Annotated in this window: 14 protein-coding genes; 8 read left to right on the forward strand and 6 right to left on the reverse strand. The window is 49.4% G+C overall.

Annotated elements, in window-relative coordinates; translation table 11 throughout:
* The first annotated feature begins 57 nt into the window (after nt 1-57).
* Nucleotides 58-579, forward strand: coding sequence for a rhodanese-like domain-containing protein (locus ACTHS3_RS05190; RefSeq protein WP_440367304.1), 522 nt, complete (start codon nt 58-60; stop codon nt 577-579).
* A gap of 79 nt (nt 580-658) precedes the next feature.
* Nucleotides 659-961 carry an ArsR/SmtB family transcription factor gene (locus tag ACTHS3_RS05195; protein WP_440367306.1) on the forward strand — a complete coding sequence of 101 codons (303 nt, stop codon included), beginning with the start codon at nt 659-661 and terminating at the stop codon, nt 959-961.
* Between the two features lie 240 nt (nt 962-1201).
* Here the strand turns inward: ACTHS3_RS05195 and ACTHS3_RS05200 are convergent, their stop codons facing one another.
* From ACTHS3_RS05200 to ACTHS3_RS05210, 3 genes are all read right to left on the reverse strand, one after another.
* Nucleotides 1202-1666: a hypothetical protein gene (locus tag ACTHS3_RS05200; RefSeq protein ID WP_049336811.1), complete on the reverse strand. Its 465-nt coding sequence runs from the start codon at nt 1664-1666 to the stop codon at nt 1202-1204.
* 269 nt (nt 1667-1935) lie between these two features.
* Nucleotides 1936-5340 (reverse strand): transcription-repair coupling factor, encoded by a 3405-nt coding sequence (gene mfd / locus ACTHS3_RS05205; RefSeq protein ID WP_440367308.1) that lies wholly within the window; start codon nt 5338-5340, stop codon nt 1936-1938.
* Between the two features lie 130 nt (nt 5341-5470).
* Complete coding sequence (locus ACTHS3_RS05210; RefSeq protein WP_440367310.1) at nt 5471-6163, reverse strand: VIT1/CCC1 transporter family protein; 693 nt, start codon at nt 6161-6163, stop codon at nt 5471-5473.
* A 297-nt stretch (nt 6164-6460) separates the two neighbouring features.
* Here ACTHS3_RS05210 and ACTHS3_RS05215 point away from each other — a divergent pair, with 297 nt between their 5' ends.
* The 4 genes from ACTHS3_RS05215 to ACTHS3_RS05230 all read left to right on the forward strand — a co-directional run bounded on the left by ACTHS3_RS05215 (nt 6461) and on the right by ACTHS3_RS05230 (nt 9395).
* On the forward strand, nt 6461-6607 hold the full coding sequence (locus tag ACTHS3_RS05215) for a hypothetical protein (protein WP_164836719.1): 147 nt from the start codon (nt 6461-6463) through the stop codon (nt 6605-6607).
* A gap of 192 nt (nt 6608-6799) precedes the next feature.
* Nucleotides 6800-7000, forward strand: a complete 201-nt coding sequence (locus tag ACTHS3_RS05220) for a hypothetical protein (RefSeq protein ID WP_003746297.1) — start codon at nt 6800-6802, stop codon at nt 6998-7000.
* An 89-nt stretch (nt 7001-7089) separates the two neighbouring features.
* A complete protein-coding gene (gene aspA, locus ACTHS3_RS05225; RefSeq protein ID WP_070625709.1) occupies nt 7090-8487 on the forward strand; it encodes an aspartate ammonia-lyase in 1398 nt (465 codons plus the stop codon).
* Between the two features lie 245 nt (nt 8488-8732).
* Nucleotides 8733-9395 carry an NAD(P)H-dependent oxidoreductase gene (locus ACTHS3_RS05230; protein WP_440367312.1) on the forward strand — a complete coding sequence of 221 codons (663 nt, stop codon included), beginning with the start codon at nt 8733-8735 and terminating at the stop codon, nt 9393-9395.
* A gap of 179 nt (nt 9396-9574) precedes the next feature.
* On the opposite strand, the gene ACTHS3_RS05235 is transcribed toward ACTHS3_RS05230, so the two are convergent.
* Both ACTHS3_RS05235 and ACTHS3_RS05240 read right to left on the reverse strand, forming a co-directional pair.
* A complete protein-coding gene (locus tag ACTHS3_RS05235) occupies nt 9575-11776 on the reverse strand; it encodes a FepA family TonB-dependent siderophore receptor (protein WP_285071083.1) in 2202 nt (733 codons plus the stop codon).
* A 230-nt stretch (nt 11777-12006) separates the two neighbouring features.
* Entirely contained in the window at nt 12007-12225 is a 219-nt protein-coding gene (locus tag ACTHS3_RS05240; protein WP_003685475.1) for a YdcH family protein, read from the reverse strand.
* Nucleotides 12226-12447: 222 nt separating this feature from the next.
* On the opposite strand from ACTHS3_RS05240, the gene ACTHS3_RS05245 reads away from it, so the two are divergent.
* Both ACTHS3_RS05245 and glyA read left to right on the forward strand, forming a co-directional pair.
* Nucleotides 12448-12822, forward strand: coding sequence for a hypothetical protein (locus ACTHS3_RS05245; protein ID WP_003746286.1), 375 nt, complete (start codon nt 12448-12450; stop codon nt 12820-12822).
* Nucleotides 12823-12955: 133 nt separating this feature from the next.
* On the forward strand, nt 12956-14206 hold the full coding sequence (glyA, locus tag ACTHS3_RS05250) for a serine hydroxymethyltransferase (RefSeq protein WP_036491481.1): 1251 nt from the start codon (nt 12956-12958) through the stop codon (nt 14204-14206).
* Between the two features lie 70 nt (nt 14207-14276).
* On the opposite strand, the gene ACTHS3_RS05255 is transcribed toward glyA, so the two are convergent.
* The gene (locus ACTHS3_RS05255) at nt 14277-15587 is read right to left on the reverse strand and encodes a sulfate adenylyltransferase subunit 1 (protein WP_049336816.1); all 1311 of its coding nucleotides are present in this window, start codon (nt 15585-15587) and stop codon (nt 14277-14279) included.
* Between the last annotated feature and the right edge of the window lie 72 nt (nt 15588-15659).

Raw genomic sequence — 15659 nt, forward strand, 5'->3', positions numbered from 1 at the left:
TACAGCTTATTGGGCATCAACACCTGCCGCATCAACAAAAAATAACGAAGGCAAAACATGAGTACGGTCGGACAACTCCCGCGAATTACGCCTTCCGAAGCAATGGCAAAAATCCGTGAGGACGCGTTGGCAGTCGATATCCGAAGCCAAGCCGAATATCGGGGCGGGCATATTGGCGGTGCATTATCCCTTCCGCCTGAACAGCAGCGAGACAAACTGCCCGATGATACAGCCCCATGCCTGATTTTTTATTGCCTGAGCGGCAAACGTACAACACGGGCAGAAACAATATTGTCAGTGCTTGGCCAAGGTCGAGAATGCTATATTCTAGAAGGCGGCTTACAGGCATGGAAGGCTGCAGGGCTTCCTACTGTTGCCGACCGTGCCGCACCGGACATCATGCGGCAGGTGCAAACCATTGCGGGCAGTTTGATTCTGTTGGGCGTGCTGGCAGGTTGGCTGGTATCGCCTTGGTTTTATCTGATAGACGTAATGGTCGGTGCAGGCCTGTTAACGGCGGGGTTAACCGGATTCTGCGGCATGGCACGCCTGCTGGCCAAAATGCCATGGAATCATTAAGCAAAGGCCGTCTGAAAGTTGCTGCTAAGACTATTATGACTGATAATTCGACCTCCTCATTTGCCGACAAGCGTGAAAAATGACCACTGCCGACAATCAACCACCCTACGAAGAAGCCACCGCTTTTCTCAAACTACTGGCCAATCCCAACCGCCTCGCCGTATTGTGCAAACTACATGAAAGGCCGCACAATGTAACCGAGTTGGCTGAATCATCCGGACTGCCACAAGCGGCAATGTCCAGCCAATTAGCCCTACTGCGTGAAGCCGGTTTGGTATCGTTTGAAGTGAACCATCGGGAACGGCAATATTACATTACGGATCCTAGGGTAACCGAGATGATACAGTTGCTGTATTCTTTTTTCTGTGCAGAAAAATCTTGAAATGTTGCCGAAATAGGATAGCCCAAAAATCTATCCATTTATAATTTTAAAGGCCGTCTGAATCTTTTTCAGACGGCCTTTATTGTATTTATTTTCAGATGACCTTTTTATACTGCTTCTATATTTACACTTAAAGCTCGCGTGCGTACCGCACACACCCTGCCTACAGGTTTAATGCAGGCTATGGCTTGCTATCGTGTGCCACTTGAAATAAACAACGTAAATATGAGCGTGTGTTGTTTAATGTGGATTGTTAGGGACTAATCTGATTCCTGCTGCTTCCAATCTAATTTCAGGCCTTCCTGTCATAAAATCCCAATCTTTTGGCATGGTGGATTTGAGTTTTAAATTGAAGTCCATAAACTTTGCTTCTTCTTTCGTAATATGTGCCACCTTCCAATTTTTCTGTAATGCATGCGCCAATTCTTCTTGTGTATATTTTTGCTCCTTAATTAACTCTTCAAGCTTTTCAACTATATACGCACAAGGGACAACGTGCTCAATACGACCCTGAACCCCATCTAATAATTTTTCTGATTTCCCTAAAGAAATAAAATACTCTTGTGGGTGTAATAAAGAATCGAATATTCGGCTATGGTAACCTATTCGTACTCCTGTACTCTTTTCGTGTTCAACTAAATTTGTAATATGACGAACCAGCAATAAACAAGTTTGAAAAATTAGCTTATTTTTTTCATCTAGCATTTTATTGTCTCCAAATAATTGTTTGTCTGAATAAATTTAATCTAAATGTTAGATTGTAACCCGATATTATCGTTGAAATAACAATAAATTGCGATGACGGAGCGTTTAAGCAAGTCATAGCCTACATGAAGTCTATTTATAGTGAACGTTTGGGACGCACGCGGTTAAAAGATTTGACAAGATTAATTGCTTTTATATTCCATATCGTCTTTATAAAGGGTCGTCTGAAAGCTGAAAAATCATTTCAGACGACCTTTTTTCACTAGCCTCTACTTTGCTATCACCCTGTCTTTCAAAGTCTTCAATACGTTCTTCACCGTATTAATCCGCACTTCGATATTTTCCATCTCTGCGGTAAATCGCAGCTTATCGGCTCCGGCAAGGCGGTATTTTTTATCTTTTTGAATCAGCAGGATGATTTCGGTTGGATCGACATTGTTGTTTTTTCCAAAGGTTACCGTTACCGCTTCGCTGGTCGCATCAATGGCATCGATACCCAATTCTTTTGCCGCAAGCCGTAAATGGTGGCTTTCAATGAGGGTTTTGACGGGTTGTTCAGGTAGGCCGAAGCGGTCGACGAGTTCTTCGTGTATAGCGTTGATTTGCTGCACGGTTTCGCAGACGGCGAGGCGTTTGTAGAGGACGAGGCGCTCGTGAATGTCGGGGCAGTAGTCTTCAGGCAATAATGCCGGGCTGTGCAGTTTGATTTCGGTGGTGATGCCCAGCGGCGCGTCGAGGTCGGGCTGGCGGCCTTTTTTGAGGTCGCGCACGGCTTGTTTGAGCATTTCGGTATAGAGTGTGAAGCCGACCTGTATCATTTCGCCGGACTGCCCTTCGCCGAGGATTTCGCCGGCGCCGCGGATTTCCAAATCCTGCATGGCGAGGGTGAAACCTGCGCCGAGTTCGTCTGCCGCCGCGATGGCGTCGAGGCGTTTTTCTGCGTCTTTGGTGATGTATTCGGGCGTGAGCAGGTAGGCGTAGGCTTGGTGATGGCTGCGGCCGACGCGCCCGCGAAGCTGATGCAGTTGCGCCAGCCCGAATTTATCGGCGCGGTTGATGATGATGGTGTTGGCGTTGGGGATGTCGATACCGGTTTCGATGATGGTGGAACAGAGTAACACGTTGAATCTTTGCTGCAAAAAGTCGCGCATGACTTGCTCCAGCTCGCGCTCGCGCAGTTGTCCGTGCGCCACGCCGATGCGGGCTTCGGGTAGCAGGGTTTCCAGCCGCTCGCGCATGTTTTCGATGGTATCCACTTCGTTGTGCAGGAAAAACACTTGTCCTCCGCGTTTGAGTTCGCGCAACACGGCTTCACGCACGCTGCCTTCGCTGAAGGGTTTGACAAAGGTCTTGACGGCGAGGCGGCGGCTGGGCGCGGTGGTAATCAGCGAAAAGTCGCGCAGACCTTCGAGCGCCATGCTGAGGGTGCGCGGAATCGGTGTGGCGGTCATGGTAAGGATGTCGACATTGGCGCGCAGGCGTTTGAGCTGCTCTTTCTGGCGCACGCCGAAGCGGTGTTCTTCGTCGATGATGACTAAACCTAAGTTTTTGAATTTGATGTCGTCCTGCACCAATTTGTGCGTGCCGATAACAATATCGACCGTACCGTCCGCCATACCTTCCAGCGCGGCTTTGGTGGCTTTGCTGTTGTTGAAACGTGAAAGGCTGGCGACTTTCACGGGGAAATCGGCGAAGCGGTCGGCAAAGTTTTGCGCATGCTGCTCGACCAGAAGCGTGGTCGGGGCGAGTACGGCGACCTGTTTGCCGCCCATCACCGCCACAAACGCGGCGCGCAGGGCGACTTCGGTTTTGCCGAAACCGACATCGCCGCACACAAGGCGGTCCATCGGCTTCGCCTGCGTCAAATCTTTAATCACGGCGGCAATGGCGGCGGCTTGGTCTTCGGTTTCTTCGTAGCCGAAACCGTCGGCAAACGCCTGATAGTCCATCTCGTTGATTTCAAACTTGTGTCCTGATTGGGCGGCGCGTTGGGCGTAGAGGTTGAGCAATTCGGCGGCGGTATCGCGCGCTTTTTCGGCGGCTTTGCGCTTCGCCTTGTTCCACGCACCACTGCCGAGCTTGTGCAAAGTAACGTTTTCATGCGCCTGACCGGAGTAGCGGCTGATTAAATGCAGCTGCGAAACAGGTACATAAAGCTGCGCTTCGCCCACATATTCGAGCAACATCATTTCGTTGGTTTCGTCGCCCAAGTCCATTGTGACCAAGCCCATATATCGGCCGATGCCGTGTTCTTCGTGTACAACAGGATCGCCGATATTGATTTCGGCAAGGTCGCGCAACAGGCCGTCTGAAACGGCGGCGTGTTTCTTACGATAATGTTTGCGCGAGCGGGCAACATATTGATAAAGATCGGATTCGGTAATGACCGCGATGTTTTGATCTTCTAATTTAAACCCGTAAGCCAACGGTGCCACTGTAATCATCAGCGGCTCATGCGCCGACAAAAAGCTCTGCCAGTCGGACACGCTTTTGGCTTTTAAGCCGTTTTGCTGCAAGAAACCGAGCATGGTTTCGCGCCGTCCCAAACTTTCGGCGCACAGCAAAATTCGTCCGTTAAAGGCCGTCTGAAAATCCTTCAATGCCTGCAACGGTTCATCTGCTTGGCGGTTGACGGCCAAGTTTGGCAACGTATGTTCATCACTAAAAATATCCGGCAATACCTGACCATAATTTTTCAGACGGCCTGCAAAAACATCGGCAGAGAGATACAAATGCTGTGGAAGCAAAGGCGGATAGGTTTCGTCTCCCTGCGCCATGGCGTAACGCGATTTGACGTCGCTCCAAAAACGGTTTGCCTCGGCATGAACGTCGCCCAAAGAGACAAACAACGCATCTTCGCCGATATAGTCAAACAGCGTTTCCAGCTCGTTTTCAAAAAACAGCGGCAGATAATATTCCACGCCCGCGCCGAAATGGCCGTTGCTGACGGCTTTATACACAGCCGCTTCGTTCGGATTGCCATCGACTTCCTCGCGGAAGCGGCTGCGGAAAATCTTTTGCGCTTCGCTGTCGGTGGGGAACTCGTGCGCCGGCAGCAGGCGGATTTCGGAAACGGGAGAAATGGTGCGTTGCGTTTCGGTATCGAAGGTTTTGATGCTGTCGATTTCATCGTCGAACAAATCGATGCGGTACGGCATTTCGCTGCCCATCGGGAACAAATCGACTATACCGCCGCGCACGGCAAACTCGCCCGCCGCGACAACGTGGGACACATGGTTATAACCTGCATCCACCAAATCACTTTTCAGACGGCCCATATCCAAAGTCTGCCCTGTTTTCAGCCAAAACGTGCGCCCCGCCAGAAACGGCACAGGCGGTAGCTTCTGCATCGCCGTGGCAACCGGCACGAACAACACGTCCGCCGCGCCGCTCTTAATCTGCCACAATGCCGACAAGCGCTCCGACACCAAATCCTGATGCGGCGAAAAACGCTCGTAAGGCAGCGTTTCCCAGTCCGGCAGGAACACCGCCGTATCGTGCGGACGGAAAAACAGCCAGGCCGTCTGAAGGCGTAGCGCCTGTTCCGCATCTTGGGTCAAGACAACCTTGAGCTGCTTATGCGGCAGATAACGCGCCAAAGCCAAGGGCAGCGAGCCTTGAGACAGATTGAGCCAACGGGATTTTTCACGGGGTTTGGGAATCGGATAGGTCATGACAAAACAGTTTGTAATAAGTAAATACAAGCACCATAGGCCGTCTGAAAATTTTTCAGACGGCCTTTAGCGATCAAATCAATTTTCAATTTTACTGGATACAGGTTTAAAAGAATATAAGGCCTTACATTCAGACGGCCACGCCTGCCAGTTTTCCAATAAATCCGGTTATTACCAATGCCGCAACGCCCCACAGGCACACGCGCAAAACGGCAGGAACGACAGGCGCGCCACCGAGTTTGGCGGAGACATAGCCCAGTCCTGCCAGTCCGCACAAAGTGGAAACTGCCAAGGCCGGAACAATGGCGGTAGAAGCTGTCAATGCGACCAGTAAAGGCAAAATCGCGCCGGCACAAAATGAAGCAGCAGAAGCCAGCGCTGCCTGCATGGGTTGGGCGGAAGAGGTTTCGGTAATGCCGATTTCGTCGCGCGCGTGGGCGGCGAGTGCATCGTGTTCCATCAAGGCTTTGGCCACCTCTGCGGCGAGCGGGTCGGACAAACCGCGGCGGCGGTAAATTTCCGTCAGCTCTTCAAGTTCGGCATCAGGATTATTTGCCAATTCGTAGCATTCTTTGTACAAATCGGCTTTTTCCGTATCCGCTTGGCTGGACACGGAAACGTACTCCCCTGCCGCCATTGATACCGCGCCCCCGATAAGCGCCGAAACGCCCGTCAACAGCAGGGTTTGGAAATCTGGCGCGGCTGCGGCTACGCCCGTCAACAGCGAAGCAGTGGAAATCAGGCCGTCATTGGCACCCAATACGCTTGCCCGAAGCCAGTTGTTGCGGTCGCTGAAATGGCGTTCGCTGTGGTATGAATACATATATGCTCCGATAAATTGGCTGTTTCCAGATGATGATAACATTGTATTGTTTTTTGAAATCAATGTCAGTTTATCCCTTCAGATCAAGCATTCTTAAATCTTTCCACTGCTATTTCAAACTATAAAAACCAACACTCTTCTCTGGATTTTTTCAGACGGCCTTAACGCTTTTACAAGCAAATTTATTGTTCCAAGTCATGGCATTATCACAAGGCAGTTTTGTATTGCTTGGTTTATCGGCTTAAAGATGCTATCTTTATGAATCTTTCCACTCCTCAATCCATGAAAGGATGTATCATGTCCGAAGAAAACAAAATCAAAGTAAACGATTTGCCTGAAGATAAAAAAGAGCAAACCGAAGAAACCGAGCTGCCCGTTATCAACAACGAAGAAAAACGCGGCGGTCATGGCGAAGGCGGTTGCTGCGGCGCATGCGGCGGCTAAATCTTCCCGACAAAGCCTCCGAGGCCGTCTGAAAAGTCTTACTTTTCAGACGGCCTTTTCCTTTCTAAACAATTACAGGTAAATCAATGAAAGGATGCGGGAGAAGAATTTAAACCCAACCGCGTTTGTGCTACATTCACATCTTTACAAACCACAACAATCTGCACACGCAGACACACAAGGAAGAAAAAAATGTTTTGGTATATCGTTGGTTTTTTCGCCTTCATCGTTTCCCTGCTTTCCCTTTGGGTCAATGCCAGCGCATTCGGCATGGAAGAGGATGGCACGCCGCAATCCGAATATGAAAAAATGTTGGGCTTGGGTGCGAAATTGAAAGATAAAGAGACAGCCGCAAAAGAGCGTGAAGCAGCGCGCTTTCATCCTGACGATTAAGCCTTATTAACTGGACAATCTTGCCGAACTGGGCTAATGTTCCAAACGCATAATGCACACCAACACAACTATACGAGAAGGTAAGAGAAATGACTGTACGAATCGAACACGATTTATTGGGCGACCGCGAGATCCCTGCTGAAGTATATTGGGGCATCCATACTTTGCGCGCCATTGAAAACTTTAAAATTTCCACACAAAAAATTTCCGACGTACCGCAATTTGTCCGCAGCATGGTCATGGTTAAAAAAGCCACCGCGCAAGCCAACGGCGCATTGGGTGCCATCAAGCCAGAAATCGCGGCCGCCATCGAAAAAGCCTGCGATGAAGTATTGGTCAAAGGCCGCTGCCTCGACCAATTCCCGTCCGACGTTTATCAAGGCGGCGCCGGTACTTCGGTCAACATGAATACCAACGAAGTCATTGCCAACCTCGCATTGGAAGTCTTGGGTCACGAAAAAGGCCACTACGACATCGTCAATCCGATGGACCATGTCAACGCCAGCCAATCCACCAACGACGCCTACCCTACCGGCTTCCGCCTTGCCGTGTATTACAGCATCGGCGAATTGCTCGACAAACTGGCCATCCTGAAAAATGCCTTTGCCGCCAAAGCCGAAGAATTTAAAGACGTTTTGAAAATGGGCCGCACCCAGCTTCAAGATGCCGTGCCGATGACTGCCGGCCAAGAGTTTCAATCTTTCCAAGTGTTGCTGGAAGAAGAAATCCTCAACCTCGACCGTACCCGCTCCCTACTGCTTGAAGTCAACCTCGGTGCTACCGCCATCGGTACAGGTGTGAATACACCTAAAGGCTATGCGGCTTTAGTCGTTGAGAAACTTTCCGAAGTCAGCGGCCTGCCTTGCAAACTGACTGAAAACCTGATCGAAGCAACCTCCGACTGCGGCGCATATGTAATGGTACACGGCGCATTGAAACGCACAGCCGTCAAACTGTCCAAAATCTGTAACGACTTGCGCCTGCTCTCTTCCGGTCCGCGCGCCGGTTTGAAAGAAATCAACCTGCCTGAATTGCAGGCCGGTTCTTCCATCATGCCTGCCAAAGTCAATCCTGTGATTCCCGAAGTCGTCAACCAAGTCTGCTTCAAAGTCATCGGCAACGACACCACCATCACTTTCGCAGCCGAAGCAGGTCAGTTGCAGCTGAACGTTATGGAGCCAGTCATCGCCCAATGTATGTTTGAAACCATTTCCCTCTTGGGCAACGCCGCGGTCAACCTAGCCGACAAATGCGTCAAAGGCATTACGGTCAACCGCGAAATCTGCGAACACTACGTCTTCAACTCCATCGGTTTGGTCACTTATCTGAACCCATACATCGGCCACCGCAATGGCGACTTGGTCGGCAAAATCTGCGCCCAAACCGGCAAAGGCGTGCGCGAAGTCGTACTGGAGCGCGGCCTGTTGAGCGAAGAAGAGCTCAACCGCATCCTCTCTCCAGAAAACCTGATTAATCCTCATCTGTAATTAAGATTTGAAATCAAAGGCCGTCTGAAACTTTAAACGTTTAAAGTTTCAGACGGCCTTTTCGTATTTATATTGATTTTTATCGAATTTTTTTGCGAAATTCAGAATTAAAAGATAGCCTGACCGTCAGGTTTGATTTAACATGGTGTTGCCCCAGCCTGTTTCCTCCTTAAGGTTATGCCGGTAATGATGCCTCAAAAGGAACCGGATATTGGAATAACATCTTCATTTATTAGGAAAACCAGATGAATCAAATTACACGCGAACAAATGCTGCAAGTATTCGAAAATCGCTGCTCCACCCGTTATTACGATCCCAACAAAAAAATCAGCCAAGAAGATTTTGCAGCGATTCTAGAATTTGCCCGCCTCTCCCCAAGCTCCGTCGGCTCCGAGCCATGGAAATTCTTGGTGATTCAAAACAAAGCCCTGTGTGAGAAAATCAAGCCTTTCAGCTGGGGGATGCAATCGCAACTGGATGACTGCAGCCATCTGGTGATTATCCTTGCCAAGAAAAATGCCCGTTACGATACCCCGTTCTTCCGCAGTGTTGCCGAACGCAGGGGCCTGCAAGGAGAGCAACTGGAAAAAGCATTGGCAAGATACAAAAGCTTCCAAGAAACCGACATTAAAATTGCCGACGACCAACGCGCACTCTTTGACTGGAGCGGCAAGCAGACCTATATTGCTTTGGCCAATATGCTTACAGGTGCAGCGGCCATCGGCATCGATTCCTGCCCAATCGAAGGCTTCAACTACGACAAAATGAACGAAGTATTGGCAGCAGAAGGCCTGTTTGATGCCAACGAATGGGGCGTATCCGTAGCGGCAACATTCGGCTATCGCGCCAAAGAAATCACTAAAAAATCACGCAAACCGATTGAAGAAATGGTAACCTGGGTCGAATAAGCAGTTTGTATTCTCAGGGCGGCGAGTGTCGCCCTTTTTGCTTTTCTAAAAAGTGAAGCAAATTCCGTAACAATAAATACTTCTAAATTTAAAATCAGAAGGCCGTCTGAAACCATGTGTCAGAAATCCTAGATTTCATTTCACACCGTTTCAGACGGCCTGATTTAATACGCTTCTACTTAAAACGATACTTTCAAACTGCCGTAGAAGGCACGGCCATGCTCATTGTAAGTTTGTGCGCCGGCAGTTGTACGATACAGTTTTTTGTCAAACAGATTGCTGATACCGCCACGGACGGCCACGCGTTTGTTCCAGTTGTAGCCTGCATTGATGCCCCAAATGCCGTAAGAACCGACTTGGGTCTGGCTGTGTTCGGAAGACAACGCTGCTACGCCTGCACGAGGATTGCCGTTTTGCTCCAGTCTATTGATCGCCACGCCACGCGGTTTAGTGCGGCCGTAGTGGGTAAAGGTCAGATTGGCATCGAAGCGTTCGTTCGGTGTCCAAGACAATGTGCTGTTGATGGTGTGTTTCGGCACCAAAGACAATGGATTGCCTTGATAATCTTCGGATTTGTGCATGTAAGTGAAATTGTTGCTCCACTTGAGTGTGTCATGCAACGGAATCACCAAGTTACCTTCAATACCCGAAATAGTCGCTTTCGGCGTATTTTCCCATTGCAGGAGCCAGTTGCCGATATTGCTGGTAGCAATGAGCTGGTCGCCGATCATGATTTTATTGCGGTACGCATTATGGAAATAGGTTGCAGAAGCCTGCCAGCCGTTTTTGTTGAACTCAAGGCCAATCTCTTTATTAATACTGGTTTCAGGTTTCAAATTGCCATTGCCCATGTAGTAGCAGCGGACACTGTTCGGCGCATCGATCGGACAGCCCTGACCGCGTGTGTACAGGATAAAGTCGGGATTGGTTTGATACAGGTTTGGCGCTTTGTACGCACGGGCAACACCGCCTTTAACCAACCAGTTTTCGCCGATTTGATGCGAGAAGTTCAAAGCCGGACTCCAGTTGCTGCCGCTGTCGCTGTTGTGGTCGAAGCGGATGGCTGGAATCAAATGGGTTTTGTCGGTCAATGAAATATTGTCTTCAACGTAGGCTGCCCAGTTACGTTGCGAAGCCTTGCCGCCACGCGTTGCGGAGATACCGTTAAACGCATCGGTTTTACCTTGGTCTTTAAATCCCTGACTATTGGAAGCAGGATCATCCAACTTACTGTCAGTAAATTCTGCACCGACCGTCAACACGTTATCGACACCAAGTTTGAACGGAATATTCGCTTCGCTGCTGAAACGCAGGTTTTTCAGACGGCTTTGAACAAAATCCAAGCCTGTATAGCTGCCTTCCGGACCACCGGCCAAACCTTCAGGCAAGTGGCTGTTGATTGTGCGCTCATAACTGATCACGTTTTTGGTATCGCCCCATTCCCATGCGCCATCATGCGTTAAAGAATAAGCGGAACGGTATAAGCGGGCAGTTTCGGCTTTGCTGTCGGCCAAAGAATTAACCAAAGCAGAACGCGGATTGCTGTTTTGCGTATCGCCGTTGTAGATATTGCCCTGACGGCTGTAACTGCTGTCCAAAATCAGCGTTTGCGCTGGGCTGATTTTCCATTGCAGACGGCCTGCAATGTCTTTATTGCGTACGCCTTCGACACCGGCCGCACTGTCATTACCGTGTCCGGCATTAATATCGGCAGCATCGGGGTCGGTTTTATTGAGATTGCCATAAATGCGGAAGCCCAAAGTATCTTGGATAATCGGGCCGCTCAAATTAAAGCCGATACGGCGGGTTGCGCCCTCTTTGCTGTCTTGCGGCTGATTGGCATACAGATTGACTTGGCCTTTAAATTCTTTAGACACTTTTTTGGTAACAATATTGACCACGCCACCCATCGCACCAGAGCCGTAACGGGTCGCCGCCGGACCGCGCAAAACAGTAATCGATTCGATTTCTTCAACCGGCACCCAGTTACTGTCGCCACGCGTATTGCGTTCACCACGCATACTAATACGCTCGGATTGGCGCGAATTAACCGGCTTGCCGTCAATCAAAATCAATGTATTTTCAGGGCCCATACCGCGCAAGTCGATTTGGCGTTTGTTGCCACGCTGACCCGTCGCCGTATTGCCGGTCAGGTTAACGCCCGGCATAGTGCGGACAAATTCGGAAATATCATTGGCTGCAGGGCGTTTGTCGATGTCGTCTTTAGAAATACGCGATACGCCGAGCGACTGTTGCAACTGCTTCTCGGCAGTAACGTAAACGGTATCGACTTCAGCCTGCTCAACTGCTTTCTCTTCAGCTGCGTGTGAGAATGCACTAATTAACGCCAAAGGCAAAATAGCGAGTGTGAATGTTTTCATTGCATTGTTTCTCTTGGTTTTGTTTGTTTAAAATCAAAATAAAAATTATTCGAGATTTTAAATAACCTTAACAGAGTTTTCAACGCAATTAAGAGTGATTTACAATTAAAAGTTAAATTGTGCTAATAAAAATAACAAATACCAAACAACTAAAAAGGCCGTCTGAACCAGTATGAAACGAAATCCGAGATTCCTATCATACCGTTCAGACGGCCTTATTCAATTTTTAATTATTTGCCTGCTGCTTTTTGCAGAAGAGCATACAATTCGTCTTTGAGTTTAAGTTTGGCTTTTTTCAGCTCTTCAATCTCTTCGGCACCGCTGGTAACAGGATTGTTAACCAAACCGGTGATTTTATCGTCCAGCTCATTGTGCTCGTCAAACAAACGGGCAAAGTGTGCATCTTCTTGTTTCAGTTTAGAAATCAAATCGCGATATTCTGGAAACATTTTGTTTTCCTCTCTTGTTAATTAAATAAAAAAGTACTGCTGTCAAAAACCAGGACGAATCAATCTTTAGCTTCATTATAACAAACACGGGCGTTTTATCCAGTCTTTTTTAAGGCGAAACTGTTTTACATCAAAATTAATAATATCAACATAAGTTAGCGCCAAAAATAGAAAGAAACGGCTTTATAGACGGCTTGCCGACTTGGGCATACAATCGGGCTTATGCGTTTACACAATGGCCGAACCACCCTATTCCGTCATATCAACGGCATGGACGGACAATTTATCCTGCTTGAGAACCATCCTTCATGGATGCCGGTCAATGATGCCGATTTCAACCATGCTGCTCCCTTGCCCGACGGTTTGGCCGTGCACGAAGAATCATTTTATCCATTTGAAAAAATAAATGCCGCCGAATCGGCAGACAATATCAAAATCTTTAGCGAAGAAGCTCTACGGCTGGAGAAAGAACGATTAAATGCAGTAGCCTTAGTAGAACTGGCAAAAAATCTTAAAGCCGCCCAAGCCGAAGCCGACTTAGCCGCGCTTCTGGAAAAAATGGATTTTCATCTAAAACAAGATGATATTTTCAAATAAACCCTTCAATCTCAGGCCGTCTGAAACCAAACACCCGACACAATTGTTGACAATGCAAGAAAAATAGTTCATCTTGAACCAATTCGCAGCACTCCATCCTATATTTTCAGCCCATCACAAAGGAATCGAGAACATGTTTTCAAAAAGCGTTACCCTCGCACAATATGACCCCGATTTGGCAGCAGCCATTGCCCAAGAAGACCAACGCCAGCAAGACCACGTCGAGCTGATTGCCTCTGAAAACTACGTCAGCTGTGCCGTCATGGAAGCCCAAGGTTCGCAATTGACCAACAAATACGCCGAAGGCTATCCGGGCAAACGCTACTACGGTGGCTGCGAATACGTTGATATTGTCGAACAATTGGCGATTGACCGCGCTAAAGAGTTGTTTGGCGCAGAATATGTCAATGTCCAACCGCACTCCGGCTCGCAAGCCAACCAAGCCGTATATGCTTCAGTTTTGAAACCGGGCGACACCATTTTGGGCATGTCTCTGGCACACGGCGGCCACTTGACCCATGGCGCAAGCGTTAACATCTCCGGCAAACTCTACAACGCCATTACTTATGGTTTGGATGAAAACGAAGTTCTCGATTATGCCGAAGTAGAACGCTTGGCGCTTGAACACAAACCTAAAATGATTGTGGCCGGCGCATCTGCCTATGCGCTACAAATCGATTGGGCAAAATTCCGCGAAATCGCCGATAAAGTCGGCGCATACCTCTTTGTCGACATGGCGCACTATGCCGGCCTGATTGCCGGCGGCGAATATCCTAACCCCGTACCATTCTGCGACTTCGTAACCACCACCACCCACAAAACCCTGCGCGGCCCTCGCGGCGGTGTGATTTTGTGCCGTGACAATACCCACGAAAAAGCGCTGAACTCTTCTATCTTCCCAAGCCTGCAAGGTGGTCCGTTGATGCACGTTATCGCTGCCAAAGCCGTGGCGTTTAAAGAAGCGTTGCAACCTGAGTTCAAACAATACGCAAAACAAGTGAAAATCAATGCTGCCGCTATGGCGGAAGAGTTGGTTAAACGCGGTTTGCGCATCGTTTCCGGCCGTACTGAAAGCCACGTTTTCCTCGTTGACCTGCAACCGATGAAAATCACCGGCAAAGCCGCCGAAGCCGCTTTGGGCAAAGCTCATATCACCGTCAACAAAAACGCCATCCCGAACGATCCGGAAAAACCATTCGTTACCTCCGGCATCCGCATCGGCTCCGCCGCCATGACCACACGCGGCTTTAACGAAGCCGACGCGCGCGTATTGGCAAACTTGGTTGCCGACGTATTGGCCAACCCTGAAGACGAAGCCAACCTCGCCAAAGTCCGCGAACAAGTGACTGCTTTGTGCAATAAATATCCGGTTTACGGCGCATAAGCATTTCGCCTTGGATAAAATAACAGGCCGTCTGAAACTTCAGACGGCCTTTTTTTATTGCAACTTTCTTTTAAATTTCAAAACTGTTTGTTTCACTGACTTTGCGTATCATGCCTGCTGCGACAGTATGGTTGGTGGCTTCGTCAATCAAAATAAACGCGCCTTGTGCATGGTTGTCTTCGTATGCGGCAGCAGAAAGCGGCTGCTGGGTTTTGAGGCTGACGCTGCCGATGTCGTTGAGCTTGAGCGTTTCGGCGGATTCGACGCGGCTGAGGGTGTTCACGTCCCAAACATAGGCAATTTCGCTGATTTTTACGGGCGTGGTTTGGGTAGTGTGCTTCAGCAAATATTTGCGGCGCAGATTGAGCGGAATATCGTCAAACCAGCAAAGCGCGGCTTGAAATTGTTGTTCGGGAACAATGGCGCTGTCGGCTGAAACAATACTGTTGCCGCGTGAAATATCGATATCGGTATCCAAAACGACAGTCAACACTTCCCCTGCCTCGGCAGATTCGGTTTTGCCGTTTGGATTGTAGATTTCGGCGATTTTGGCGGTGTGTCCGCTAGGCAGGACTTTGATTTCGTCTCCGGTTTTCAGACGACCTGCTTCCAGCCTGCCTTGATAGCCGCGGAAGTCGTCGCTGCTGCTGCCGTCTTGCCGTGCGACGCGCTGTACGGGGAAGTGGGTGGCTTGGTCGGCGGCGTTTTGGCGGTTGACGGGCAGGCTTTCGAGCAGGGGTAAAAGCGGCAAACCTTGATACCACGGGGTTTGGCTGCTGGCGTTGACGATGTTGTCGCCTTTTAACGCGCTGATGGGCAGGAAGTGGATTTGGGCTTGGAGACCGATTTGTTCAGCCAGTTTGCGGTAGGCTGCGGTAATGGCCTGATATTTGGTTTCGTCGAAGTCGAGCAGGTCGAGTTTGTTGACGGCGACGATGACGTTGGGGCAGCCCAAGAGTTTCAGAATCGCGCTGTGGCGTTTGGTTTGCGGCAGAAGGACGGGTTCGCTGCCGGAAAAATCGACGCGCGTTGCGTCTATCAGGACGATGGCGGCATCGGCGGTCGATGCACCCGTTACCATGTTGCGGGTGTATTGCTCGTGTCCCGGCGTGTCGGCAATAATGAATTTGCGTTTGGGCGTGGCGAAATAACGATAGGCCACGTCAATGGTAATGCCTTGTTCGCGCTCGGCGGCAAGGCCGTCTGTCAAACTGGCAAAATCAGGCGTTTCGCCGTTTTCAGTGGCACGGTTGAGCTTGTCAATCTGGTCGGTCAGTAAGGTTTTGCTGTCGTAGAGCAGGCGGCCGATGAGGGTGGATTTGCCGTCATCGACACTGCCAGCGGTAATGAAGCGTAAAAGCGGAGCGGAAGCTACGGTCATGATTCTTTCCCATTTCTCGTGATTTCTCAAACTGACTGCTACTTTAAACAGGCCGTCTGAAAATGGGAAAGA

It is taken from the genome of Neisseria sp. P0009.S007 (genome assembly GCF_051962515.1).